The sequence below is a fragment of the Natrinema gari JCM 14663 genome (assembly GCF_000337175.1).
Taxonomy (GTDB): Archaea; Halobacteriota; Halobacteria; order Halobacteriales; family Natrialbaceae; genus Natrinema; species Natrinema gari.
This window is the reverse complement of record NZ_AOIJ01000039.1, coordinates 36,679-61,044: the sequence shown is the minus strand read 5'-3', so window position 1 is coordinate 61,044 and position 24,366 is coordinate 36,679. Positions and strand designations below refer to the sequence as shown.

Genomic DNA, 24,366 nt, shown 5'->3' with positions numbered 1-24,366 from the left:
ATCCCGCCGACGAGCAGGAGTCCCGAGTAGACGTACTGGCTGGGGTCGAACGAGCGGCCGACGACCGTGATCGGGTCGAGCAGCGGCAGGGCCGCCAGAATGTCCGGCAGGAAGGTAAACGCCGCCCGGTAGTAGAGGCCATAGAGGATACCGATCGCGAAGACGAGACCGAAGCCGACGGTAAACAGCCGCCGCGAACCCGCGAGAAACGCCGCGAGACCGCGCGGTCCCTCGCCAACCGTGCCGGCGTCGTCCGCACCGCGAGCCGAGGTACCGGCGGTCTCGTCGAACTCCAGTCGCGCCCCGACGACCGCGGCGATGAGGACCGGCACGAAGAGCAACGCGGCGACGGTCCGCCAGTCGACGAACGCCAACAGGACTGCCGCGAGCAACGGCCCGGTCGCGACGCCGACGTTACCCGCAGCGCCGTGGTACGCGAAGGCGGTGCCCCGTTCTTTCGTCCCGCGGCTGAGCAGCGCCAGGCCCGCCGGATGATAGAGGCTCGCCGCCGCGCCCCACAGCAGCAATCCGACCGTCAGGACGGCGACGGTCGGAGCGACGGCGACGAGCGCGAAGGCACCGCCCATCCCGAGCAGACAGGCGAGGATGAGCCGCTTGGAACTGACCCGGTCTGCCAGCAGCCCCGTCGGGAGCGCGCCGACGCCGATCAGGGCGTAGCTCGCGCCGACGATGCCGCCGAGAAACGCCGGCGTCGTCGAGAACGCCTCGAGCCAACTGACGACGAAGATCGGGATCACCAGTTCGTAGGTGTGGAACGCGGCGTGGCCGAGCATGGCAAAGGCGGTCACTGCCCTGTCGTTCCGATCCATACACCCGTCGGCGGTCGCGGGCCACTAAAAAACGGCGAGCGATCCGTCGCTTACAGTCGGTCGATGATCGCCGCAGTCACGTCCGCGGTCGTGGCGTCGCCGCCCAGATCCGGCGTCCGCGGTCCGTTCTCGAGCGTCGCTTCGACCGCGTCGTGGACGGCCGCGCTCGCCTCGTCGTAACCGAGGTACTTGAGCAGCATCGCGGCGGAAATGATCGTCGCGGCGGGGTTCGCGATCCCCTGTCCGGCGATGTCGGGTGCGGTGCCGTGGACGGGTTCGAACAGGGCGCGATCGGGGCCGACGTTGGCACTGGGGAGGAGACCGAGGCCGCCGACGAGGCCGGCCGCGAGGTCCGAGAGGACATCGCCCGCGAGGTTCGGGCAGACGACCACGTCGAACTGTTCGGGGTCGAGACAGACCCGCGTCGCGAAGGCGTCCATCAGGACCTCCTCGGTCTCGACGCCGTGCTCGTCGGCGACGCTCTTAACCGTGTCGCGGAAGAGGCCGTCCGTCTCGCGCATGACGTTCGCCTTGTGCACGATCGAGAAGCCGTCGTGGTCGTCGCCGTCGACGTACTCGCAGGCGAACTCGGCGAGCCGTTCCGAGGCCGACTCGGTGACGACGCGGGTAAGCGTCGAGACATCCTGCGTCAGGCGGTCCTCGTGGCCCGCGTAGACGCCCTCGGTGTTCTCCCGGAGGAAGACTAGGTCCGTCTCGGGACGCACCGCGTCGATACCGGGATAGGCCTTCGCGGGGCGGATGTTGACGAACGAGTCGACCGCGGTACGAAGCGGCAGGATGACGTCCGCCGCGGTGTCGCCGGCCGCGCCGAACAGCGTCGCGTCGGCCGACGCCGCGAGGTCGTAGGTCTCCTGGGGCAGCGCCTCGCCGGTCTCCGCCTGTACCGCATCGCCCGCGTCGGCCTCGACGAACTCGAAGTCGATCTCGAGGGACTCGAGCACTTCGACCGCGGCGGGTGTCACTTCCCGTCCGATCCCGTCGCCCGGAATAACGGCGATTTGGTGAGTCACGGTGTAGCGGTGGCAGCGGGAGATCGAAAGTGATTCGATTTCGAATCCAGCCGATCGTATCGGGCGGATCCTAACTGGACGCGGCGATGAGAATGTGCCTTTTGACCGCCATTGACTGGCATAAATATAATAGTTTAGTAATTTTCACCCTAAGTCAAAAGTCTTTACAGTGATTATTGAATGTGGGGAAAATGATGCCTGAATCATACCAAGATCAATCACAGATTGCAATTTTGAAAGGAATTGCGTTCGGTGACTTCTATCCACGGTACACCGTCGTAGCCTCTATGATCGCCTCGCTTTTCGGCGGTCTTCTGCTCGGAACGACATTACTATTAGCTCTCGGACCGGTCGACACGCTCAGCCCGCCGTTTCCGATCGCTGACCTTCACTCGCCAGTGTCGGTAGCCGCCTTCGCAACCGGGATGGTAGGGGCTAGTTCTTTCGTGGCGTGGGTCATGTTTGGGCTCCGGGCACCTGCGGGACTGGCAAGCGAGCATCCAGCGGTAAAGAACGTAATGACCTACGTTTTGACGTTAGCTACCGCCATTATGGCGGTTGTCCTGTACTATCTCGTCTCGTTCTTGTCCGATTTATCGGGTATGTTGGGACTCACCGTCATCGGTATCGTGTTCCTCTACCGATTCAACAAGTCGAACTTCTGGATGGCGATCGGAAACACGCCACAGCAGGTTTCGTTGGTGAGTTTTGTTGGACTTAGTACACCAGTGGTCGTCGGCATCGTTGCGTATGCGTTGGGATTGGTACCCGCGTTCACCGTCGAGGAGTGGACTATCCTCACGCTATATGCATCCGTCGTCTGGGCCGGGGCAGTGACACCAGTGGACTCGGTTAGTCGCGTCATCGACGACGCGCTGGAAACGCAGGCCATCGCAAACGCTCGCTTCGAACAACTCTCGGAGCGATACCAGAAGCTACGGTATCGGACGCCCGAACCGGTGACGATCGATATCGATCTTGACTACGATCTGTCGACGCTGCAGGGCGCACAGATGGCCATCACGGGACTCGAAGCAATGGAGGAATGGCTCGATCAGTACGAAGCGTGCCTCGAGACACGCGAGAAACTCGCGACCTGTTTGGATGAATCCGTCCGCGATCAGGCGATCGCCAATGACACGCTTGCAGCGAGAGTCGCGACGCTAACTGAGAACAGCCATCCGAAACACTACGATACCGCCGAAACCGCAGCATCTGCGCTCAAGGTGCTCGAAACGGTTGTCACCAACTACGAACAGGGTCACCTCCCCTCGGACTTTCTCGAAGACGATACCGCAGACCTGCTGGAAGTCGCCGGACCGAGAGGCAAACAACTGACTCGAATCGAGTCAAACGCGACGCAACTCCCGGCGTAGTCCGTGTTATAGGTTGTCACCGTTGCACGCCCGTGCTCCTGCCGACGGCAACTATCTTTTTGCTTCTAAAATAGCAAAATATATATATTATAGGATTTAAGCTATAATTGAAATATGGCGAACCGTAGAAAGTTCATGCACACGGTTGGAACGTCAGCATCAATAATCGCAGGTACTGGACTCGCTTCGCACGCTGCAGCTGATGATCACGATTACAAAGATCAGTGGAAATGTTATGATCCTGGAAAAGTTGGCGGAGACGAGGACGCTGATATGGTTCTCTCATCTGTTTTGAGATTCTGGGGATCAAATACAGTTTCTAGACCGATAGGGGATCGCGAAGAATACGTTTTTGACGTTTGTAGTTGCTGGACAAACATAACACCGCACGGGCAAGGATCGTTCGGCATTGAAGGTCATTCCTTGGAAGCAGAATTAGCAGATCACGGAGCAGGTGAGTTCAATCTGAAACCAAATTCGTCTGAGGCGATATGGAAGTGGACCAATGTTTCTGATGGGGACGGGGGAAATGTGGACGAAATTGCAAAATCGACAGTCGAATTCGCAATCGGACAATTTGCACCGCCCTATTCATTTTTCTCTGGACTTTATGATGCATATACTTCATCTGGAGACTTTGACTCTGGATCTTCTGATAGAATCAAGTGGAGTGAATCGTGGTGGGCCGGACGCCAATCTGTTTCGCATTATTCTTGGCTGGTTGTTGATCAAGAAATATGTGAAGACAGTTGCCCAGTTACATATATGACGGTAAATAGTAAAATCGATCCCTCGTATTCTGCGTGGGAGTCCGAGGCCGAATATCAACTCCAATTTTCAAATGGAGGTCTCCCACCAACAACATACAGTGGAACTTCCCAATCCGCGGGCCAATCTCGTATAGAGTCGTTAAGTAAGTCTGAACTCAGAGATCACGGTATCGTACCCATTAAGCCTAATGAAACAAAGAAAATGATGGAAGAAGGCGTTCCACCAATCCTTATGCAACGGTCAGTGAAGAATGATGAAAAATTATACTGGAGCAAAAATGCCTCTGTCGAATGTGACGTAACTTTTAACCCAAATAAGTAATTCATATATAATTAAAATAGAATATCATAGGAATCACAATCAATATATCTATTATAGTGTGGGTCAAATACAACTCTTATTCAAATGGATTCCAGAAGAAGAAATCTACTTGGAAAAGCTGCTGTCGGACTTATATCGAGTACTGCCGGTTGTGCTTCGCACCTAATTTCCGAAGAGGTACGATTAATATACATATCAATAATAAATATGTATGGTGAAAGTGTAGATATAACAGTGATGATTCGTGCTGCCGAGTCAGAACCGGTAGCTGAAACGATAACGATAGAATCAAATCAACACGGGAAGGACATAGATAATACCTCGATACCACCGTATCAAGAGTATGTACCTAATATTTGGGAGGAGAAAGCGGAATATTTCGAAGTGACGGGAGAGATCAGTGGAATAGACAAACAGTTCTCTACGATTGGTGAAGCTACTGAAGAAAGTGAATATATTGGACTATACGGACATGTCCATCCCAATGGTGAATCACTCATCTGGTCGGTCGAGCGGATAGATCCTAAAAAGGTCCAAAAATACAGAGAAAAGACCGAATACTTTACAAATATTTCGAGATAGCCTCTGTGATATTTAATAACTAGCCGAGAATGTCATCGGTGATCCAATTTCCCTATCCGACTCTACGATCGGTTCCAACGTCCCTACCGGTAAACCAGGGAAACGACACCGTTACCTCACCAACAGCAAGCGAAAATTAGATTGATTTAGCCAAATTGGACAGTTATTCCACCTGATTATATCACTTTCGCACTACTTGTTAGAGATATATTCATCGTGTTCCAAATTCACAGACTGAAATACAGAATTACCCGCTTAGAATAGACAGATATTTTGATGACAAAAAGAAATGATCAACCATAGTTGATATTCCAGTTCCTTACTTTAGAACCCGACATGAAACTCATGATAAGTATACAGATGAAATTACTGCGGGGGTTCGCAGATCACCTGCTCATAACACCCCAAGAAGTGAACTTCAACACATCCACACAGATTTCTATGTTACGGAACTCAAGCCACCACGAGTAGAAACGATCCCAGTCTACTCAAATCAACTAGAGTGTGTATTAATCAACGTTCTTACGTAGTCGTCCCGGTTTTTGATATAATTCCCGACCGGGGTTGGACCGCTCTAAGATATTTCGTCAACTTGTTTTTAGCGATGCCTGATGGGACAAAAGCCGCGCGTCGCTGACGCGACAGTGGCCCCGCAGGTATTGATATGGACCTTGTCATCAGCGTATTCGCCGTCACCATGGACAACGTATTCCCGGTCGAATTCATCATCCCCCTCAAGCGGTTCGTACGCTCAAAAGCCATCAGTAAAGAAGGTTAGCGACTTCTGCTGGCAGTCGGCCAGCAGGAGCCGAACCTTCGATTCGTCTGCGGCTTTCATCGAAATTACGTAGCGGTCGCTGGTACCACGATCAGCAAGAATGAACACGGGTGGTTTGTCGCTTCCGTACGAACTTCGTCCACATGTAGACAAGCCACGCGAGCGCGACATCTGGTCGCGCTCGCGTCCTCTTTTCCGGCAGAGACTACACTTTATCAACTTAGACCAGTCTAACGAGATCGAGAGAAGGCGCATCGAGCGGTTCGACAGGGCGCTCGATGCGCCCGTGAATCGTCCTGAAGATGTGATCGAAATCATCACACAAATACTGTTGAAAATCTCTGTAACTTCCGTTTCTGACTGTTCGGTCAGGACGGTAATGTGGTCAGGTAATACCTTCACATCAGCGAACTTGCTCCAATAGATCCGCTGCGACCGATTCCGACCCAAACAGATCAAGCAGAATTATTCGTGTCCGCACCGCTGACGCGGTACCCAGTCTTCTTCGCCTCTGTAGCGACCGCTCAGAAGTATTAAATTTCTTATGAATAATAAATCGATCAAAGCCCGCACTCGAGCGGGTGAGTGCGAGACTACTCCGCTTCGGGAATCGCCGCGTCGTCGACGTAGGGCAACGCTCGAGTCGTCTCGCGGACTGCGTCCGCGTTGGACTTCATCAGCGCCGTCGTGTCCCAGACGCCCTCCACGAGGGCCTTCCGCTGGGCATCGTCGACGGTGACATCGATGGTCCGATCGCCGTAGGTCACTTCCTCGGCCTCGACATCGATCTCGAGTTCGCCGTCGGGGTTCGCGTCGACCCAGTCCTGGAGGGCTTCGATCGTCTCGCTGTCTGCTGTGACGGTTGGGATGCCAAGCGCCAGACAGTTGCCGGCGAAGATTTCGGCGAAGCTCTCGCCGATGATCGCGTCGATCCCCCAGCGCATCAGCGCCTGCGGGGCGTGCTCGCGCGAGGAGCCACAGCCGAAGTTGCTGTTGACGACCAGTACCGAGGAGTCCTGATAGCGGTCCTCGTTGAACGGGTGCTCCTTCTGGGCGTCGTCGTCATCGAACCGCAGATCGAAGAACGCGAACTCACCCAGCCCGTCGAAGGTGACGACCTTCATGAACCGTGCGGGAATGATCTGGTCGGTGTCGATGTCGTTGCCCCGGATCGGGACGCCCGACCCCGAAACGGAGTCGACTGCCGGAATCTCGACCTCGTCCGTCATACCGAGGTCACCTCCTTCAGATCGCGTACGTCGGAGACTTCCCCGGTGATCGCTGCCGCCGCGACCATCCGCGGGTTCATCAGGACGGTCCGCCCGTCCTTCGAGCCCTGTCGACCGACGAAGTTCCGGTTCGAGGAAGAGGCACAGGCCTCGTCGCCCTCGAGTTGGTCCTCGTTCATCCCCAGACACATCGAACAGCCGGCGTTGCGCCACTCGAAGCCGGCCTCCTCGAAGGTGTCCTTGAGCCCTTCCTCCGCGGCGGCCTCCTGAACGCGCTGGCTGCCGGGGACGACCATCGCGCGGACGTCGTCTGCGACTTCCCGACCCTCGACGATCCGGGCCGCGCGTCGCAGGTCAGGCAGGCGGGCGTTGGTACAGGACCCGAGGAAGGCCACGTCGATGTCGTAGCCCGCCATCGTCTCGCCGGGCTCGACGCGCATGTGTTCCTGCGCGCGTCGGGCGGTGTCCTGTTTCTCCGCGGGCAGCGACTCCGGCTCCGGAATCGGGTCGGAAATCCCGACCCCCTGTCCGGGCGTGGTTCCCCAGGTGACGACCGGCTCGAGTTCGTCGGCGTCGATGTGGACGACGTCGTCGTAGTCGGCGTCCTCGTCGGATCGGATCGACTCCCAGTAGGGTTTGAGTTCCTCGAAGCGCTCCGGATTCTCCTGGAAGTAGTCCGTCTCTTTCAGCCACTCGTAGGTGGTCTCGTCGGGGTTGACGTAGCCCGCGCGAGCGCCGCCCTCGATGGACATGTTACAGATCGACATCCGCCCTTCCATGCCCAGACTCTCGATGGCCTCGCCGGCGTACTCGTAGACGTAGCCGACGCCGCCCTCGGTGCCCAGGCGACGGATGATCTCGAGGATGATATCCTTCGCTTCGACGCCGTCGCCGAGTTCGCCGTCGACCTGGATCTTGCGGACCTTCTGTTTCTCCATGGCGACGGTGCCCGTCGCGAGCACGTCGCGGATCTGGGAGGTCCCGATGCCAAAGGCGAGCGCGCCGAACGCGCCGTGGGTCGAAGTGTGGCTGTCGCCACAGACGATCGTCTTGCCGGGCTGGGTCAGGCCCTGCTCCGGGCCGATGACGTGGACGATTCCCTGATCGCCCGTCGTCGGGTCCGAGAAGTCAATGCCCGCGTCGCGGACATTCTCTTCGAGTTCGGCCATCATCTCCTCGGCCGCGTCCTCCTCGTAGGGACGGGACTGGTCGGCCGTCGGGACGATGTGGTCGACCGTCGCGTGGGTCAGTTCCGGATAGGCGACCTCGAGGTCGCGCTCGCGGAGCATCCCGAACGCCTGGGGGCTCGTCACCTCGTGGATGAGGTGGAGCCCGACGAACAGCTGGTCCTGCCCGGTCGGGAGCGTGGTGACCGTATGGCGATCCCAGACCTTGTCGTACAGCGTTTCCGCGCTCATTCCTCGTCCTCTACGGTGTCGCCGTGCTCGACGCCGCGCTCGAAGACGCGATTCGCGTCGTCGGCACTGTGCGGCGGCGTGTGGTCGACGTCGCGCATCTCCGTTCGTCGCTCCGCCTGTTCGTCCTCCTCGTCGGTCTCGGTCGGGGTCGATTCGGGCTCGCCACCGTCCGCTACGACGGTCGGTCCGCGGCTGAACAGCTGGCCGGCCGTCCGTCCCGTGTAGGGGTTGGTGTGGCTGACAGTGGCCATCGTCTCTGTCGTGTCGTCGGTTTCGTTCATGGTTGTTCGGGGTCGTTGTTAGTCGTCCGCCCGCACCGGGACGGACTCGTCGTCGGTTTCGTCCGATTCTTCCTCGGCCCACGCGAACAGATCGCGCAGTCGCTCGCCCACCGCCTCGATCTCGTGGTTCTTTTCCGCCTCCCGAAGCTGGTTGTAGCTCGGGCGGCCGGCCTGGTTCTCGAGGATCCACTCGCGCGTGAACTCGCCGTTCTGGATCTCCGCTAAGGTCTCCTCCATGTTCTCACGAACGGTCTCGTCGACGATGCGGTCGCCGCGGGTCAGTCCACCGTATTCGGCGGTGTCGGAGACGGAATCCCACATCTCGGCGTGGCCGCCCTCGTACATCAGATCGACGATCAGTTTGAGTTCGTTGAGACACTCGAAGTAGGCGATCTCCGGCGAGTAGCCGGCGTCGACCAGCGTCTCGTAGCCGTGTTTGACCAGCGAGGTGACGCCGCCACAGAGGACGGCCTGCTCGCCGAAGAGGTCGGATTCGACTTCCTCCCGGAACGTCGTCTCGATGACGCCCGCTCGCGTACAGCCGATGGCTTTCGCGTACGCCAGTGCGCGCTCGTCGGCGTCGCCAGTCGTGTCCTGATAGACCGCCAGCAGGCCGGGTGTCCCCTCGTCATTCTCGTAGTTGCGCCGGACGAGGTGACCCGGGCTCTTGGGGGCGACCATCGTCACGTCGACGTCCTCCGGCGGCTCGATCTGGGCGTAGTGGATGTTCAGCCCGTGGGCGAACTGGAGCGTGTCACCCGCCTCGAGGTTCGGCGCGATGGCGTTCGCGTACACGTCCGCCTGCACGGTGTCGGGCACCAGTACGGAGACGTAGGACGCCTGGGAGACCGCGTCGGCCGGCGTCGTGACCGTCAGCCCGTCCGCTTCGGCGGCCGATCGCGAGGCCGATCCCTCGCGCAGCCCGACGACCACGTCGACCCCGCTCTCGTGGAGGTTCAGCGCGTGGGCGTGGCCCTGGCTGCCGTAGCCGAGCACGGCCACGGTGTCGTCGTCGAGGGTCGATACGTCCGCGTCGTCGTCGTAGTAAATGTCGGTGGTGAATTCGTCAGTCATCGTCTGCTGTCTGGGATGTCTCGTTGTGGTTCGCCTCGTCGGCGGACTGTGCTGTCGCTCCGGGGGCCGCGGTCCGGTCCGTGCCGCGTGCCAGCGCCGTCGTCCCCGTCCGGGAAATCTCTCGAATCCCGAACCGGCTGAACGTCTCGACCGCGGCTTCGATCTTCTGTCGCGAGCCCGTGATCTCGAAGGTGGCAGTCTCGGGACTCGAGTCAACGGCCGTCGCGTCGTACATGTCCGCGACGGCGCTGACCGCTGCGGGGTCCGCGGCGGCGACTTTCACGAGCGCCAGTTCGCGCCGCATCGCGTCGGGCTCGAGTTCGCGCACGGCGATGACCGGCACGAGCTTGCGCAGTTGTTTCTCGACCTGATCGATCCCCGGGTCGGGCTCCTCGACGACGATCGTGATTCGCGCGCGATCCTCGTCTTCGGTCGGGCCGACGGTCAGGCTCTCGATGTTGAACTGCCGCCTCGAGAACAGTCCCGAGACGTCCGAGAGCACGCCGGGCTCGTGTTCGACCAGCGCGGAGATGACGGTGCGTCGGGGCTCGTGGGTCGCTTCGACCTCGGGATCGATGCGAATGCCCTGCTTGTTGCGCCGTCCCGCGGGGGTTGGCCGTTCCTCCGGCGGTGGTCCCTCGAGTCCGCGCTTCATAGCTGCTCCTCCGCCAGCGCGAACTGGCCGTTGTCGCCGCCGCTCGGAACCATCGGGTAGACGTTCGCGTCGGGATCGATGTGGACGTCGATCACCGAGGGGCCGTCGTAGGCGATCGCGGCATCGATCGTGTCGGCGACGTCATCGTAGTCGTCGATCCGGAACCCTTCAGCGCCGAACGCCTCTGCGAGTTTATCGAATTCGGGCATCCAGCCGTAGTCCGACGCGGAGTGGCGGCCGTCGAAGAAGGCGTCCTGCCACTGTCGAACCATGCCGATGTACTCGTTGTTGAGCACGGCGACGGTGATGTCGAGTTCCTCGCGGACGGCGACGGACAGCCCCTGCAGCGTCATCAGGAACGAGCCGTCGCCGTCGATGCAGACGACCTCCTGATCGTCGTCGGCCGCGAGCCGCGCGCCGATCGCCGAGGGCAGTCCGTACCCCATCGCGCCCAGCCCGTGACTCGAGACCCAGGTTCGTGGCTCGGTGTAGGTCCAGTACTGGCAGGCCCACATCTGGTGTTGGCCGACACCGGTGGTGACGATCGCGCGGTCGCCCGTGGCCTCGTCCAAGGCCTCGACGACGAACTCCGGTTGGACCGGCTTGTCCTCCGGCGCGTCGTAGGCCATCGAGTAGTCGGATTTCCACTGCTGGCACTGGGCGCGCCACTTCGTGGCTTCGGGCGACTCGTCGACGGCTGCGGCTAACTGCTCGACGACCGTTTCGGCGTCGCCGACCAGCGGATAGTCAGCGTAGATGTTCTTCGAGATTTCGGCGGGATCGATGTCGACGTGGATGACCTCCGCGTCGGGCGCGAAGGTCTCGATGCCGCCAGTCAGGCGGTCGTCGAACCGGGTTCCGATCCCGAGCAGCGTATCACAGTGGGTGACCGCCATGTTGGCGTAGCCGGTGCCGTGCATGCCCGCCATCTCGAGGGAGAGTTCGTGATCCTCCGGGAACGCGCCGATGCCGGGCATCGTGGTGATGACCGGGATCTCGTGTTCGATGGCGAACTCGCGGCAGGCGTCGGTGGCGTCGCCCTTGATGACGCCGCCGCCGAGCAGCATGACCGGACGGGACGCGTTCTCGATCCGCTCGGCCGCCGCGGCGACGAGGTCCGACTCCGCCCGTTCTTGGACCTGATAAGTGTCCGGAACGGTCGGGGCGTCGGGCTCGCGGTCGGTCTCGCCGTTCGTGACGTCTTTCGGCAGGTCGACCAGAGTCGGTCCCGGACGGCCCTCGCGAGCGAGGGCGAAGGCCTCGCTGACGTCGCTGCCGACGCGGTCCGAATCGCTCGCGAAGGTGTTGTCCTTCGTGACCGGGGTCGTGACGCCGGTCGTGTCGGTTTCCTGGAAGGCGTCGTTGCCGACGAACTCCGTCGGGACCTGGCCCGTCAGCGCGAGCAGCGGGTCCGAGTCCATGTCGGCGTCGGCGATGCCGGTCACGAGGTTGGTCGCGCCGGGTCCAGAGGTCGCGAGACAGACGCCCGGCTCGCCCGAGACGATGCCGTAGGCGTCGGCCGCGTGGGCCGCGCCCTGCTCGTGGGCCATCGTGACGTGCCGAATGTCCGAATCGTAGAGGGCGTCGTAGACGGGCATGATCGCCCCGCCTTGCACGCCGAAGGCGTACTCGACGCCCGCGTTCTCCAATGCGCGGACGACGGCCTCGGCACCCGTGGTCACGGGGTCGGTCGTCTCGGAGTCGGCGGTCTCGGCGACCGCGTCGGGCGCGGCGCTGTCGGTGATCGGGTCGCCGTCCTGTTCCTCTTCCGCTGGCGGAATCTTTGCTGCGCGTTCGCTCATCGGTTGCCTCCCGCCGTGGGCCGGCGATCGGGTGGTGTACGGTAGTGTGTCATCTGGGGGATTGCTGATCGCTCGGAGAACGATGCGGCGAATTCGGGACTGAAGTGATGAAGGACTAGATGAGGGGCTATAGTGCCCCTACAATACGAATCGAGGCGAGCGCGCTGCTGTCGACCGCCTGTGCGGATGTCGACAGGGAAGCGCGGACCGTCATTACTGTCTACATAGCTTCCTCGAGGGATATAACCCTTACGAGTCATCCGGCTCCGATCGCTCGAACGCGATAGCCAGGGCTCGCGAACGGTGGCAAACGGGGCGGACATCGCTCAGACGCGCACCTCCTCCTGGGACTGACGGTCGATGTCAGCCTCCTCGGCGAAGCGCTCGAGGTCGTCGACGGTGACGCGGCGCTTCTCGGCCCCGTAGTCCTTGACGCGACGAGTGACCGCTCGGACCTGTTCGTCGGTAGGCTCGAAGCCGCGCTCGACGAGTCGCTCGCGGACCGAGTGGGTACCCGTGTGTTTCCCCATGACCAGTCGGCGCTTGGCACCGACCATCTCGGGAGTCATGACGCCGGGTTCGAACGTATCGGAGTTTTCGATGACGCCGGCGGCGTGGATACCGCTCTCGTGGGAGAAGGCGTTATCGCCGACGACCGGCTTGTTGCCGGGCGTGTCCATGCCGCTTTTCTCCGCGACGATCTCCGAGAGTTCGGCGATGCGCGTCGTGTCGATCCCGGTGTCACACTGGTAGAGCGACTCGACGGCCATCACGTACTCCTCGTAGGCGGCGTTGCCGGCCCGCTCGCCGATCGAGTTGACCGAGACCTGCGCCTGCGCCGCGCCCGCTTCGATGCCGGCCAGGGCGTTCGCGGTGGCCAGCCCGAAGTCGTCGTGGGCGTGAACGTCGACCCGCGCGTCGGTGTGGGCACAGATCTTTTCGATCATGGCCCGGAACCGACCCGGCGTGGCGACGCCGCAGGTGTCGGGAACGTTGATCCAGTCGGTACCCGCCTCGGTGACCGCTTCGATCACCTCGAGCAGGTACTCCTCGTCGGTTCGAGTCGCATCCATCGGCGAGAACATACAGGTTACGCCTGCCTCGGTGATGCGTTCGACCGACTCGACTGCGCGCTGTACGACTTCCTCCCGGGTGGCGTGCATCGAATCCTCGATCTGGACGTCGCTGGTGCTGACGAACGTGTGCACCATCTCGACGCCGGAATCGAGGGCCGCTTCGATGTCACCGTCGACGACGCGGGCGAGCCCACAGGTCGTCGAACTCGTTGCCGAAGCGATATCACGAACGGCTTCGAACTCCGCGTCGGAGTTGACGGGGAACCCGGCCTCGATGACGTGGGTTCCCATCTCGTCCAGAACGGACGCGATCTGCCGTTTATCGTCGTATGAGAACGAAGTGCCGGGCGACTGTTCGCCGTCCCGGAGGGTCGTATCGAAGACACGTGCTGACTCTATTTCGTCAGTTGAATCTAACGTGCCCTGGAAGAACTCGACCCCCCTGATTGGTATCAGAGGATGGGCTGTCTTGTGAAGACATTGTGTCTCAACCCGAGGTGCGACCATGTATATAAAACTACCGCTGCAACCAACGATGTTCGGCGGCCAAATTAAACATCATCGACCATGGCAATCACAAAACCGCACGACGGCACCGACCTATTATCTGATCGTATCTCCTAGTACTGTTTAGATGGAGTTCGCCGTTCGGCTCGATTCTCGAATATTCCCCGCGAATTATACTCCGTTCCGCCGCGGCCGGCACCCGCGAGCGCTGGCGCGCGGTCGTCGATAGACGTTCGGTCATCCCCCCTCCCCCATCAGCCTCTGGAATACATATCTCAGTGAGTTATGAATACATAACTTGGCATTCGTCCAACCACAGGTATCGATCCGACCTGCGCCGGAACGAACGTCGGTGCTTCCATCCCCTCGAGTCACGATAGAACCGGTGAACGCCTGCCGTCGGCGGAGCGGACGAGCCGGACCACGTGTGAGTGTTTTGTAGCTGCTCGTGGTAGGACGGCGTCTATGACGACCGACGAGATCACCGACCTGCTGACGGGGGCGTACATCGACGAATTCGAGACCGCGATGAACTACCAGACCAACGCGATCGTCCTCGACGGCATCCACGCCGAGGAGGTCAAGACGAGCTTAGAGGAGGACATTCAGGAGGAACTCGACCACGCACGGCTGCTCGGCGAACGGCTGAAACAACTCGACGAGTCGCCACCCGGCTCGGAATCGTTCGCGGCCAACCAACACGACCTCCAGCCGCCCGCGGATACGACCGACGTGCAGTCGGTCATCGAGGGCGTCCTCGAGGCCGAGGAGGACGCCATCGAGACCTACCGGTCGCTGATCGAGGCCGCAACCGAGGCCAACGACCCCGTCACGGAGGACGTTGCGGTGACGATCCTCGCCGACGAGGAGGCCCACCGCACCGAGTTCCGCGGGTTCCAAAAGGAGTTCCCGATGGATTGATCGGTTGTCTTCGATAGCAGCCGCGAGTGAATGGAGTGAACGAGCGGGCCGACGACCGATGTGGAGAGCGCGGCGCGTAGCGCCGCACTCAGGCGAACGGCGAAGCCGTGAGCCAGGCTCGCGTAGCGAGCCGAAACGGAGAGGAGCGCTTTTGATCAGCCGTTTACCGAGCGACCGAGCGAATGCGAGGGAGCGCAGCGTAAAAGGTTGGAGGCGAACGTTTTTCTCGCCCCGGTTCGACCCACCCCGTATGAGCGATTTCGACCTCGATCTTCGGGCCGTCGAGGAACACATCGACGACGAACTCGATCTCGAGGGCAGCCTCGTCCTCGGCGTCCTCGACGGGGAAACGCCGCCCGACGAGTGGCTCGAGACGATTTCAAACGGCAACGTCCTCATTCTGAACGTCGACGGCGATGTCAACGAGTTGGCCGCCGGGTTCGCACGGGATATCAAGGAGTCGGGCGGCGAACTCGTCCACTTCCGTGGCTTTCTGATCGTCACGCCGCCGGGCGTCGACGTGAGTACGGAGCGGCTCTAATCGTGGCCCGACCGACCGGCGACGAACCCGCCCGCAACGGCGGCGGTAACGATTCAGGCCCCGACGAGAACGGTAAGCGTGACTTCCTGGGTCGGACCGAGTGTTTCGGGCGCGGCCGGAGTGAGGCCGATCCGTACCCACTCGCCGCGATAGCCGATTCGGCCGACTACTCCGGCACTTGCCAGGTACACTAGGGTCATCCACGGGATCGCGGCGAGCGTGCCGACCGTCCCGCCCGTGACCACTCCCGCGTTCGGGCCATCCGTCCGGCTGGCAGCGAGCCAGCCACCAAGGACGGCTCCAATCCCGGTGGGTGCAGTGAGCACGGCGACGAGACTGCCGGAGACGACAGCCACGCTGCGAGCGGACACCGACATGGTCGCCACGAGGGGGTGAGACTGTAAAGTCCTAACTTCGGAGTGTCAGAGCGTGAAGTCACGCGAGCCCAGGTCGCGCCGTTCCGGCCACTCACGCCGACGTGAACGTCAGGAAATGACCGTCGGGATCGCGTACGACGACCGCGTCGTCGCTCGCCCGCTCGACCGAGCGAACGCGATCGGCCACTGCGTCGAGCGCCGCTTCGGGAGCGGCCGTCTCGAATCCGAGATCGACGTGGACGCCGCCGCGGGCGTCGGCGATACCGAGGTGAGGTTCCCAGAGTTCCAGTGCCATCGGCCCGTGCAATCGCACGCGCTTGCGGTCGTCGCCCGTATCGACCGTCTCGAAGCCCAGGTCCTCGTAGAACTCCCGCGCACGCTCGAGGCTTTCGACCTCGAGGACGACTTCGAAGATCCCGTCGATGCCCGGGCCGGCCACGTCCCGCTGGCCGAGTTCGACGCAGTTCTCCTCGGGATCGTACAGGTACAGCGACCGTGCGGAGCCGAATTGGGCCTCCTCGAGATCGTACGTCGTGGCCAGCCGGGCCCACCAGTCGTCGTACTCGCCGGCGGGAATCGAGAACGCGTAGTGGGTGTGCAATCCGCCCCGCGGGAACGCATCGGGGCGACGACACACGAGGTCGGCCTCGCCCGCCGCGAAGACGAGTTCGTCCGCTCGCTGCGCGCGGACGGTCAGTCCAAGCCGCTCCGCGTAGAACTTCCGTACCGGCTCGAGGTCCGTCGCCTCGAGCGCCAGCCAAGCCAGCCGGGTTAGCATGGACGGTCGTACGCGGGGCGCGTGCATAGAAGCGTTGCCCACACGATTCCACCGACCGCGAGTAGTCATCGAAGTGATAGTCTCGAGCCGACAACGGTGACTGCGTGACGTACCGTTTACCCACGTTTATGGACTGAGCGACCATACCCGTCAACATGAGTTTTCGTGCCGACGAGCGTGCGACCGACTTTCGCGAGATCGATCGCTTCGACGGCGGCGTCGGCTGGATCGCCCATCCCGACGAACGGATGCAACGCGCCAGCCACGCGATCGCGGTGGACGGCGAGGTCTGGATCATCGACCCCGTCGACGCCGAGGGGATCGACGAACTCGTCGCCGAGTTCGGCGACGTGGCCGGCGTCGTGGTCGGACTCGACCGGCACAAACGCGACGCCGCCGCGATCGCGAACCGCCACAACGTGCCCGTCTATCTCCCGTCGTTCTTCGAGGGCGTTACCGACGACATCGACGCCGCCGTCGCCCGGTTCGACGACGAACTCTCCGATACCGGTATCCGTGCGATACCGGTACTCGACAGCCGCTTCTGGCAGGAGGTCGCCCTCTATAACCCCGCCGACGGGACGTTCGTCGTTCCCGAATCGGTCGGGGCGGTCGACTACTTCCTGACCGGCGACGAGCAACTCGGCGTCCACCCGATGTTGCGACTGACCCCCCCTCGGAGGGCCCTCCGCGGCGTCGCACCCGAACGCGTGCTCGTCGGCCACGGTGCCGGCGTCATGGACGACGCCGCGCGCGTTCTCGAGGAGGCACTCTCCCGGTCCCGCAGGCGAGCGCCTCGCCTATACGCGGAAACGGCGTGGGAGATGCTGCCGATCTGAGGCTCCCGGTGTCGGCCGCTCGCCTCGAGCCGCCGATGGCATACATCTAACTACCGGCCACTCATAGCACACCCGTGGTCTACGTAACCCGCGGACTCGTCGATATCCTGCTGGCGCTCGCCAGCGACGCCGATCCCGACGACGTGACGACCGGCGTCTCGGTGGTCCCCGCGAGCGAACTCGACGGTGCCGACGGGCTCCCACACGACACGCCGGTTTTCACCGATTTCTTCCTCCCCGATCCCGGCAACCCGGTCAACGCCGTCTTCGGGGTCGATCTCTCGACGCCTGCCCGGCAGGCACAGGGCCGGTTCGTCTCCCACCCTGTCGGCGAACTCGAGGTGACGCGGCGGGACGATCTCGCGGAGGTCATCTTCGTGGCCGTGCCGCCCTGGGAAGTCGACGACCGGTCTTTCGGTGCGTTCGACCGCAGCGGTGAGCGCCAGCCCCTCGAGATCATCGACGCCTCGCCGCCGGGACAGTCGCTGACCGACTGAAACGACGGCTGCGTCCTCGAACACTGATGCGTCGATGATGCGCTCGGGCGTTCGTTCGTCTCGATCGTCCGCGGACTCGGCAGCGTCCCGTGACGGGAGGTCCGGAATATGCGGCCTCTGTCTGGCCCCCCAGTCGGGACGACTCGTGTCGAAGCGGGACAGCACTGTTCCGGGCGGAAACGCCACGGCGGCGGGTCGCCCCGCGAGCCCCAATCGCGAGACGCTTACTCGAGATAGCCCAGGCCGCGGAGTTGCTCGGTGATCTCTTCGAACTCCGCTTCGGTGAGTTCGCCTTCCTTCTGGTGTTGGATAACGATGCTGCGCAGCAGGAACCGGACGAGATCGCTCGTGCTCTGGAAGCTCGTCCCCTCGATCGTCTCCTCGACCCGATCCGCGAGGTCCTTCGGGATCGACACCGTGGTGTACTCGGTCATACGCCATACTCCGGCGCGGTGCCCAAAGGAGTGTCGACAGGACGGCGGCGACGATGCTCGGCGGCCGGGGCGGGGCGGTACCGATTACGGCGACCGCCGTCCCTCGCCGGTCGCGTCCAAGCCATTTTTATAGTCGGCTCCGTAGCGAGACGTACAGGCATGGGAGTTCGGCCACCATCGAGCGGAGACAACGAGGAACCCGACAGTATCGAGTTCGGCATCGCTGCCGTCGACGCTCATCTCAGAGACGCCGACCTGTCCTTTCCGGCCACGAAAGACGACATCGAGGGCGAACTCGGCCACGAGCGCATTCCCTACGACGTACACGGGAACGACGTGCCGCTGAGCGAGATGCTCGCCGAAGTGCCGACGGAGGAGTTCGACTCCCGGCAGGAACTGTTGAACCAACTCCACAAACCGTTCGAGGCGTACCGCCGGAACAACTCGGGGGGCGTCGTCGCGCAGGTCCGCTCCCTGCTCCCGTTCTGAGGACGGTCGCGCGCCCGCTCGATCGGGAACGCCGTCGTCACGTGTCTGCGGTTCCGATCGCCCGCACGCTCACTCGTCGCGCTCGTTGCGAGCGATCCGCTCGAGGCGTCGGCGCTGTTCGCGGTGTAAGGTCACGAGCATGTCCGAGAGAACGCCGAACATGAGCAGTTGGACGCCCAGCAGAATCGCGGCGGCCGAGACGAGCGCCATGATCTCGTGGCCCTGCTGGTAGCGGAGCCACTCCCAGAGGACGTAGACCGCGATGAAGCCGCCGGAGACGATTCCGGCCATCCCGAGGCTTCCGAAGTAGAACAGGGGGTTGTTGGTCTTCGCCAGCGAGTACAGCGCCAGGAGGATCGTCCCGCCGTCTTTGACCGGGTGCAGATTGGTCTCGGACTCGTCGGGACGGGCGCTGTAACTGATCGGCACGACCGTCGTCTCGACGCCGTGTTTGACACATTCGACGGCGAGTTCGGTTTCGATCGTGAACCCGTCCGAATCGAGCGAGAGTCGCCTGAACGAGTCGACGGTAAACGCCCGATACCCCGAAAGAATGTCCTCGTAGTTGGCTCCGTGAACGAACCCGAACGCGCGGTTTATTAGCCGATTCCCGACGCCGTTGAGCGCCCGCATCGCGTCGTCATCCATATCGGCGAACCGGTTCCCGATGACGTGTTCGTACCCTCGAGCCAGCGGCTCGAGCATTGTGTCGGCATCGGCCGGATCGTACGTGCCGTCGCCGTCGAGCATCACCACGTACGGCACCGTGATGTACTCGAGGGCCTCGCGGACGGCCTGGCCCTTTCCGTCGCCGGACTGGACCAACACCTCCGCCCCGTGCTCGCGGGCGATCTCACGGGTGTCGTCGCTCGAGTCGCCGTCGACGACGACGACGTTCGTGTACCCCTGTTCGGAGAAGCCCTCGATCACGTCCGCGATCGTGGCAGCCTCGTTGAGCGTCGGAATCAGAACGCACACCTCGTCGGGTGAGATCTCGCTTGCCCCCTCTGTGGCGGCGATCGTCTCGCCGCCGCTCGAGCGGACGCTCACACCCGTGTCGACCGCGTCGTCCTCCATCGGGCAGTAACTCCCCTATCGAACTGCAAAAGGTTACTGATTGCCCACTGTCGGGTTTTTACGGACGGTACGAGGTGAGTTCATGCGACGTGATTCCGAGGCGGATCACCAGGTCAGCCCTTCGTAAACGTCGAGCGCGGCCTCGTCGATGTCGATCCGACGCCCGTCGACGACCACCGCGCGGGCCATTCCGTCGAACGAGAGGTCGTCGAACTCCGGCCAATCGGTCGCGACGACGGCACCGTCCGCGCCCGCGAGCGCACTCTCGGCCGCGTCGGCGTACTCGATATCGGGGTAGTCGGGCCGGACGTTCTCGATCGCCACGGGGTCGTACGCGACGACATCCGCACCGCGCGCTGTCAACTCCGCGATCACGTCGAGCGCACGGGACTTGCGGACGTCGTCGGTACCTGGCTTGAACGACAGACCCAGCACCGCGATTCGAGCCCCCGATAGGGAGACGTGATCCGCGAGCAATCCGACGAGCCGTCGCGGTTGCTCGTCGTTGACCGCGACGACCGCATCGAGGAGCTCGGGGTCGTACCCCTGCTCGCGAGCGCCGGCCCGCAAGGCGTTGACATCCTTGGGGAAACAGGAACCGCCCCAGCCCAGTCCCGACCGCATGAACCGCTCCGAGATCCGCTCGTCGAGCCCGACCGCCTCGAGCACCTCGTAGGCGTCCGCGCCGTACTCCCTGGCGATGTTCCCCAGTTCGTTGACCAGCGAGACCTTCGACGCGAGGAACGCGTTGTTCGCGTACTTGATGAGTTCGGCCTCGCGGATCTCGGTCTCGACGAGGTCCGTCTCGGCTCGCTCGAGGATCGGCGCGTAGAGCTCTCGTAGCGTCGCGGCGGCCTCGTCGTCGGCCGTTCCGAAGACGACCTTGTCCGGCTCGAGGAAGTCCCGAACCGCCGTTCCCATCCGGAGGAATTCGGGGTTCATCGCGAGCGCGAGCCCGTCGCCGATCTCGGTGCCGGACTCGCGCTCGAGGACGGGCCCAACGACGTCTTCGGTCGTCCCGGGGAGAACCGTGCTCTTGACGACGACGAGATGCTCGTCGTCTTTCTCGGCGAGTGCGCGACCGAGCGACTCCGCGCCGGCCTCCATGATCGCGAGGTCGAGACTGCCGTCGTCCGTCTGCGGCGTAGGCAGACAGAGGAACGTAACCTCCGTCTCGCGAACCGCGTCGTACTCCGTCGTCGCGCGGAGCGTCGTCCCCGCGTGTGCCGCGATCCGTTCCGCGAGTCCCGACTCGTGGATCGGGGCCTCGCCGGCGTTTATCATCTCGACGATCTCCTCGTCGATTTCGACGTTGACGACGTCGTGACCGAGCTCCGCGAGACAGGCGGCGACGGTGGTGCCAACGTAGCCGCTCCCGATGATGGAGACGTTCATGTAGCGTGAGAGGACTGGCGGTGATTAGTCGCTTTTGGGTCATCCCCGGGTCGGTCATCGACGCGCGGACGGACCCGGCGCTCGAGTGGGGACGGGGATTACTGCCCGATCGGTTCGGCTTCCTGCTCCGCGATCCGTTCGGCGGCGCGGTCCCGGTCGTCGGGGTAGCCGACGTCGATGCGCCAGCCGTCCATCCGGATAGCGTCGATGGTCCGGCCGGACTGAATGAGCAGGTCGATCGCGTCCGGTAGTTCGTACTCCCCGCGGTCCGAAGGCTGGACGAGATGACACGCGTGGAAGATCTCAGGCGTGAACGTGTAGAAGCCGGTCATGACGAGGTTCGACGGCGGATCCTCCGGTTTCTCCATCACCTCGACGATCTCCCCGTACTCGTTGGTGTCGAGGACGCCGTATCTCGAGGCTTCCTCGTGTGGGACTTCCTCGACGAGGAACGCGGCGTCGGCCCGTTCTTCCCGCTGGCGGTTGATCACGTCGCCGAGGTTCGCCCGGAAGACGTTGTCACCGAGCATGAGCATGAAGTCGTCGTCGACATGCGGTTCGGCCTGGAGGATGGCGTGAGCGAGCCCGAGTTGTTCGCGCTGGTGAGCGTACGTGATCGGAACGCCCTCGTACTCGTCGCCGTAGCGCTCGATGATCTTCTCTTTCATGTAGCCGACGACGAGGACGAATTCGGTCGCACCGACCTCGATGAGGTTGTCCATGACGTCCTCGATGAGCGGCTTGCCGTCGACTTCGACGAGGACCTTCGGTTTGTCCTCGGTGAGCGGCCGGAGGCGGGTTCCCTTCCCGGCGGCTAAAACGACTGCTTGCATGTGCCAACCGATTACACTTGAGCAGTATATGTCTTCGGGGATCACTGTCAGCAGTGTTCAGATGAGGAGGGGGCGAGGCAGTGCGATTTGATAGTGGTTCCTGCCAGAAATCGATCTCGAGCCAACGGTGCTAATAGCGACGTTTCAGTAGATTTTGTGGAGCGGAAAGCGACACTGTGCGGGCTGATGCGATTGCGTATCCAACTCCATTGGCTCAGATGGTCATTTCGCTATCGAATACACTGCTTTGCGAACGTCAGCAACTGACCGTTCCGGTCGATACCCAATAAGGTGATCACGAACATCGCCCATGAGATCGGGCGGAACGGATATCGAATAATGGCAAGTCCGAGGTGTTGCAAGGCCTTCCACCGTTTGCCATTAGACCCGTAGTCTCGACCGATCACGTGGTGATGATACGAGAAAATTCGGCTCCGTGTTACGATCCCGAACTCTGCCGCCCGGCCTTTTACCTTCTCGAAGACAGCAAGATCACCTTCGATCCTGCGATCGAAGTCCTTCGAGATACTGTCAGGCTGTTCGCGTTTGTCCACGAGGATTTCGTCCACGTAATCGACCTCATAGTGGTCCGCAATCCGGATCCAGAGGTCGTAGTCCTGTCTGCTCGGTAATGACGGATCGAACCCGCCAGTACGCTCCAAACACTCCCAGCGAACCATCACCGTCGATGTCGGATGGACGCGATCTCGTACTAACTCGTCACGGTAGATCTCCCCTCTTGCGTCAGGATAGCGTTCCCATTCGGTTCCGTCCAGTTGATACTGCACAAACCCCGTGTAAACGAGGCCGAGAGTGACATCCTCTCGTTTGAATACCTCGAGTTGCTTTTCGAGTTTCGTCGGTGCCCATCTATCGTCGGCATCGAGGAACGCCACGTACTCGCCGCGGGCAGCATCGATACCCGTATTTCGGGCCTCCGCTGCACCCTTGTTTTCGTCGTGTGTAAGCAGTCGTACTCGGTCACTGTATTGGTTGACAATTGGCTTGAAGTCCGTGTCCGAGGCGTCGTCGACGACGATTACCTCGATGCCACCAATTGTCTGATCCATTACACTATCAAGCGCTTCGGCGAGTAACTGAGGTTGTTCGTAGACTGGGATGACGACGCTGATCGTTGGCTCGTTCCTCTCTGACCGTGTCTGACTCATATTCTTTGGAGGGTTCTCCGTCTGAAACTATCGTGTATTGGTGCTGGTGGTGTCTGTGGCTGATCCGTCCCCCAGATTCTCGAGTCTGCACTGGCGCTTAGCTTCCTCAACGCTGAGGGGTTCCCTGGTGGATGTCGTTCTCGGTGAACCGTTTGGCCATGTTCGAGACGCTTACTACATGTTGACCTGTCTCCTTACGTAGCGGGACAGTATAGTATAGTGGATCAAGTTCGTTCTGTTTGAGTGCGTTTACAACCGTCGTTAGCATGTCTTTACCGCCCACCACATGGTCGAAAGTCTCGCGAGCATCCGTCTGGTATCGATACTTGGCTCAGAATCATCACGTACGCGCCGAATCGTGCTTGACTAAGCGTTCTGGTGTGACGATAGTGGTGACGAACCCTGAAAACGCATTATCAACTTCGACAGAAAATTTACTATCGAAAGACGGTCGTATTTCATAGTGGTCACGGGCTTCTAAGCTACCGACGCGATTTCTACCCCTACTGTATCAATATCCCGATTCCCGCTCAACATTGTATTCAGATAAACTGATTCCATGCAAAGTTGAATGATTTGAGTCGGTTGTCGACTGGTTTAGCTTTGGCGTTGCTCTGCGTTTTGTTTCTCTGAAGACACGTTCGACAGCGTTCCGATTTCCATGTTCTTCGTATCGAAAACGAAGTCCATGATGATGGAGTACTACTTTGAGCCACGTGGCAGAGTCAGTGAGAAACACAGTGTCTTCGACATCATGTTTCTCGGTGAGTTCTGAGAGAAGGATAGAGAGAACACCTTCATTCTGAGTTGAAAACATCTTAGCGTTGAAAATATGATTGTCTCGGGATTGACGGCGGCGTACAGCTATAGTAGCAACTGAAACGGATTATACACTGATGGTAACGCTGTCGTGCAGTCAAATGTGTAATGACTTTCAATTGCTGCTATAGTAGCACTGATCGTTGAGTTGGATCACGGGTCCGGCAACTGCGACGTGATCCGGCTGTTTTCCAGCAATCAGATGTAAATCGGCTTTCTGTACCCAGCTATGGACGATCAATCGTGTCCGTTCGGCACCGAACCTCTCTAAGACAGAAACAGTATCCGAAAATGATAACCCACGCAGTTGGAGTTGGACACGCAACTGCGTTAGCCCGACCGGTATCTGCTCGTGCTTCACAAAATCTAACTGGGTCCCGATAATATATCTCCAAAACGCCCCTAATTCGAGTGTAAGAGATCGGAATTCTACTGCCTCAATTCTTCAAACTCTAATCTGAACAGC

24 protein-coding genes and 2 pseudogenes are annotated in these 24,366 nt (G+C 61.0%); 8 read left to right on the top strand and 18 right to left on the bottom strand.

Translation table 11 applies throughout. The features are described 5' to 3' along the window. Positions 1–830, bottom strand: an 830-nt coding sequence (locus tag C486_RS05400; RefSeq protein WP_049910185.1) for an MFS transporter, incomplete at its 3' end; no start/stop codon positions are given. A gap of 50 nt (positions 831–880) precedes the next feature. Further along, the gene (locus tag C486_RS05395; RefSeq protein WP_008453895.1) at positions 881–1,861 is read right to left on the bottom strand and encodes an isocitrate/isopropylmalate dehydrogenase family protein; all 981 of its coding nucleotides are present in this window, start codon (positions 1,859–1,861) and stop codon (positions 881–883) included. A gap of 191 nt (positions 1,862–2,052) precedes the next feature. Here C486_RS05395 and C486_RS05390 point away from each other — a divergent pair, with 191 nt between their 5' ends. From C486_RS05390 to C486_RS20840, 3 genes are all read left to right on the top strand, one after another. Further along, the gene (locus C486_RS05390) at positions 2,053–3,237 is read left to right on the top strand and encodes a hypothetical protein (RefSeq protein WP_160164290.1); all 1,185 of its coding nucleotides are present in this window, start codon (positions 2,053–2,055) and stop codon (positions 3,235–3,237) included. Positions 3,238–3,351: 114 nt separating this feature from the next. Next, positions 3,352–4,329 (top strand): hypothetical protein, encoded by a 978-nt coding sequence (locus C486_RS20845; RefSeq protein WP_152419127.1) that lies wholly within the window; start codon positions 3,352–3,354, stop codon positions 4,327–4,329. Between the two features lie 84 nt (positions 4,330–4,413). Then, positions 4,414–4,911 carry a hypothetical protein gene (locus C486_RS20840; protein WP_152419126.1) on the top strand — a complete coding sequence of 166 codons (498 nt, stop codon included), beginning with the start codon at positions 4,414–4,416 and terminating at the stop codon, positions 4,909–4,911. Between the two features lie 509 nt (positions 4,912–5,420). Here the strand turns inward: C486_RS20840 and C486_RS05380 are convergent. The 8 genes and pseudogenes from C486_RS05380 to C486_RS05345 form a co-directional block, all read right to left on the bottom strand. Beyond that, positions 5,421–6,158: pseudogene (locus tag C486_RS05380) on the bottom strand (transposase). A gap of 124 nt (positions 6,159–6,282) precedes the next feature. Further along, a complete protein-coding gene (leuD, locus tag C486_RS05375) occupies positions 6,283–6,918 on the bottom strand; it encodes a 3-isopropylmalate dehydratase small subunit (RefSeq protein WP_008453889.1) in 636 nt (211 codons plus the stop codon). Continuing rightward, on the bottom strand, positions 6,915–8,336 hold the full coding sequence (gene leuC, locus C486_RS05370; protein WP_008453887.1) for a 3-isopropylmalate dehydratase large subunit: 1,422 nt from the start codon (positions 8,334–8,336) through the stop codon (positions 6,915–6,917). Before leuC ends, leuD begins: the two co-directional genes overlap by 4 nt. Continuing rightward, a complete protein-coding gene (locus C486_RS05365; RefSeq protein ID WP_008453885.1) occupies positions 8,333–8,617 on the bottom strand; it encodes a hypothetical protein in 285 nt (94 codons plus the stop codon). The genes leuC and C486_RS05365 overlap by 4 nt, the downstream gene beginning before the upstream one ends. Positions 8,618–8,635: 18 nt before the next feature. Then, a complete protein-coding gene (gene ilvC, locus C486_RS05360; protein ID WP_008453883.1) occupies positions 8,636–9,691 on the bottom strand; it encodes a ketol-acid reductoisomerase in 1,056 nt (351 codons plus the stop codon). After that, a complete protein-coding gene (gene ilvN, locus C486_RS05355) occupies positions 9,684–10,346 on the bottom strand; it encodes an acetolactate synthase small subunit (protein WP_008453880.1) in 663 nt (220 codons plus the stop codon). Before ilvN ends, ilvC begins: the two co-directional genes overlap by 8 nt. Then, positions 10,343–12,148 carry a biosynthetic-type acetolactate synthase large subunit gene (ilvB, locus tag C486_RS05350; protein ID WP_008453879.1) on the bottom strand — a complete coding sequence of 602 codons (1,806 nt, stop codon included), beginning with the start codon at positions 12,146–12,148 and terminating at the stop codon, positions 10,343–10,345. The genes ilvN and ilvB overlap by 4 nt, the downstream gene beginning before the upstream one ends. Before the next feature lie 326 nt (positions 12,149–12,474). Further along, positions 12,475–13,731: a LeuA family protein gene (locus C486_RS05345; protein ID WP_241432467.1), complete on the bottom strand. Its 1,257-nt coding sequence runs from the start codon at positions 13,729–13,731 to the stop codon at positions 12,475–12,477. 465 nt (positions 13,732–14,196) lie between these two features. Between C486_RS05345 and C486_RS05340 the strand changes: the two genes are divergently transcribed. After that, positions 14,197–14,652 (top strand): ferritin-like domain-containing protein, encoded by a 456-nt coding sequence (locus C486_RS05340; RefSeq protein ID WP_008453877.1) that lies wholly within the window; start codon positions 14,197–14,199, stop codon positions 14,650–14,652. Positions 14,653–14,902: 250 nt separating this feature from the next. Next, entirely contained in the window at positions 14,903–15,193 is a 291-nt protein-coding gene (locus C486_RS05335; RefSeq protein ID WP_008453875.1) for a DUF5779 family protein, read from the top strand. A 53-nt stretch (positions 15,194–15,246) separates the two neighbouring features. On the opposite strand, the gene C486_RS05330 is transcribed toward C486_RS05335, so the two are convergent. Together C486_RS05330 and C486_RS05325 are read right to left on the bottom strand one after the other, a co-directional pair. Next, positions 15,247–15,570, bottom strand: coding sequence for a hypothetical protein (locus C486_RS05330; protein ID WP_152419125.1), 324 nt, complete (start codon positions 15,568–15,570; stop codon positions 15,247–15,249). Between the two features lie 91 nt (positions 15,571–15,661). After that, positions 15,662–16,348: a VOC family protein gene (locus C486_RS05325; RefSeq protein WP_008453871.1), complete on the bottom strand. Its 687-nt coding sequence runs from the start codon at positions 16,346–16,348 to the stop codon at positions 15,662–15,664. Positions 16,349–16,503: 155 nt separating this feature from the next. Between C486_RS05325 and C486_RS05320 the strand changes: the two genes are divergently transcribed. Together C486_RS05320 and C486_RS05315 are read left to right on the top strand one after the other, a co-directional pair. Continuing rightward, a complete protein-coding gene (locus tag C486_RS05320; RefSeq protein WP_008453869.1) occupies positions 16,504–17,187 on the top strand; it encodes a hypothetical protein in 684 nt (227 codons plus the stop codon). 74 nt (positions 17,188–17,261) lie between these two features. Further along, positions 17,262–17,684 (top strand): hypothetical protein, encoded by a 423-nt coding sequence (locus C486_RS05315; RefSeq protein ID WP_008453868.1) that lies wholly within the window; start codon positions 17,262–17,264, stop codon positions 17,682–17,684. A 224-nt stretch (positions 17,685–17,908) separates the two neighbouring features. Here the strand turns inward: C486_RS05315 and C486_RS05310 are convergent, their stop codons facing one another. Next, positions 17,909–18,118: a ribbon-helix-helix domain-containing protein gene (locus C486_RS05310; RefSeq protein WP_006186097.1), complete on the bottom strand. Its 210-nt coding sequence runs from the start codon at positions 18,116–18,118 to the stop codon at positions 17,909–17,911. Positions 18,119–18,277: 159 nt separating this feature from the next. Here C486_RS05310 and C486_RS05305 point away from each other — a divergent pair, with 159 nt between their 5' ends. Continuing rightward, on the top strand, positions 18,278–18,607 hold the full coding sequence (locus C486_RS05305) for a DUF5789 family protein (protein WP_008453862.1): 330 nt from the start codon (positions 18,278–18,280) through the stop codon (positions 18,605–18,607). A 69-nt stretch (positions 18,608–18,676) separates the two neighbouring features. On the opposite strand, the gene aglJ is transcribed toward C486_RS05305, so the two are convergent. The 5 genes and pseudogenes from aglJ to C486_RS20035 form a co-directional block, all read right to left on the bottom strand. Continuing rightward, positions 18,677–19,684: an S-layer glycoprotein N-glycosyltransferase AglJ gene (gene aglJ, locus C486_RS05300; protein ID WP_008453860.1), complete on the bottom strand. Its 1,008-nt coding sequence runs from the start codon at positions 19,682–19,684 to the stop codon at positions 18,677–18,679. 105 nt (positions 19,685–19,789) lie between these two features. Then, positions 19,790–21,079 carry a UDP-glucose 6-dehydrogenase AglM gene (aglM, locus tag C486_RS05295; protein WP_008453858.1) on the bottom strand — a complete coding sequence of 430 codons (1,290 nt, stop codon included), beginning with the start codon at positions 21,077–21,079 and terminating at the stop codon, positions 19,790–19,792. A 98-nt stretch (positions 21,080–21,177) separates the two neighbouring features. Beyond that, the gene (aglF, locus tag C486_RS05290) at positions 21,178–21,912 is read right to left on the bottom strand and encodes a UTP--glucose-1-phosphate uridylyltransferase AglF (RefSeq protein ID WP_008453856.1); all 735 of its coding nucleotides are present in this window, start codon (positions 21,910–21,912) and stop codon (positions 21,178–21,180) included. A gap of 230 nt (positions 21,913–22,142) precedes the next feature. After that, positions 22,143–23,081 carry a glycosyltransferase family 2 protein gene (locus tag C486_RS05285; RefSeq protein WP_083865999.1) on the bottom strand — a complete coding sequence of 313 codons (939 nt, stop codon included), beginning with the start codon at positions 23,079–23,081 and terminating at the stop codon, positions 22,143–22,145. Between the two features lie 542 nt (positions 23,082–23,623). Then, positions 23,624–24,285 (bottom strand): annotated as a pseudogene (locus C486_RS20035) (IS6 family transposase). Positions 24,286–24,366: the final 81 nt, after the last annotated feature.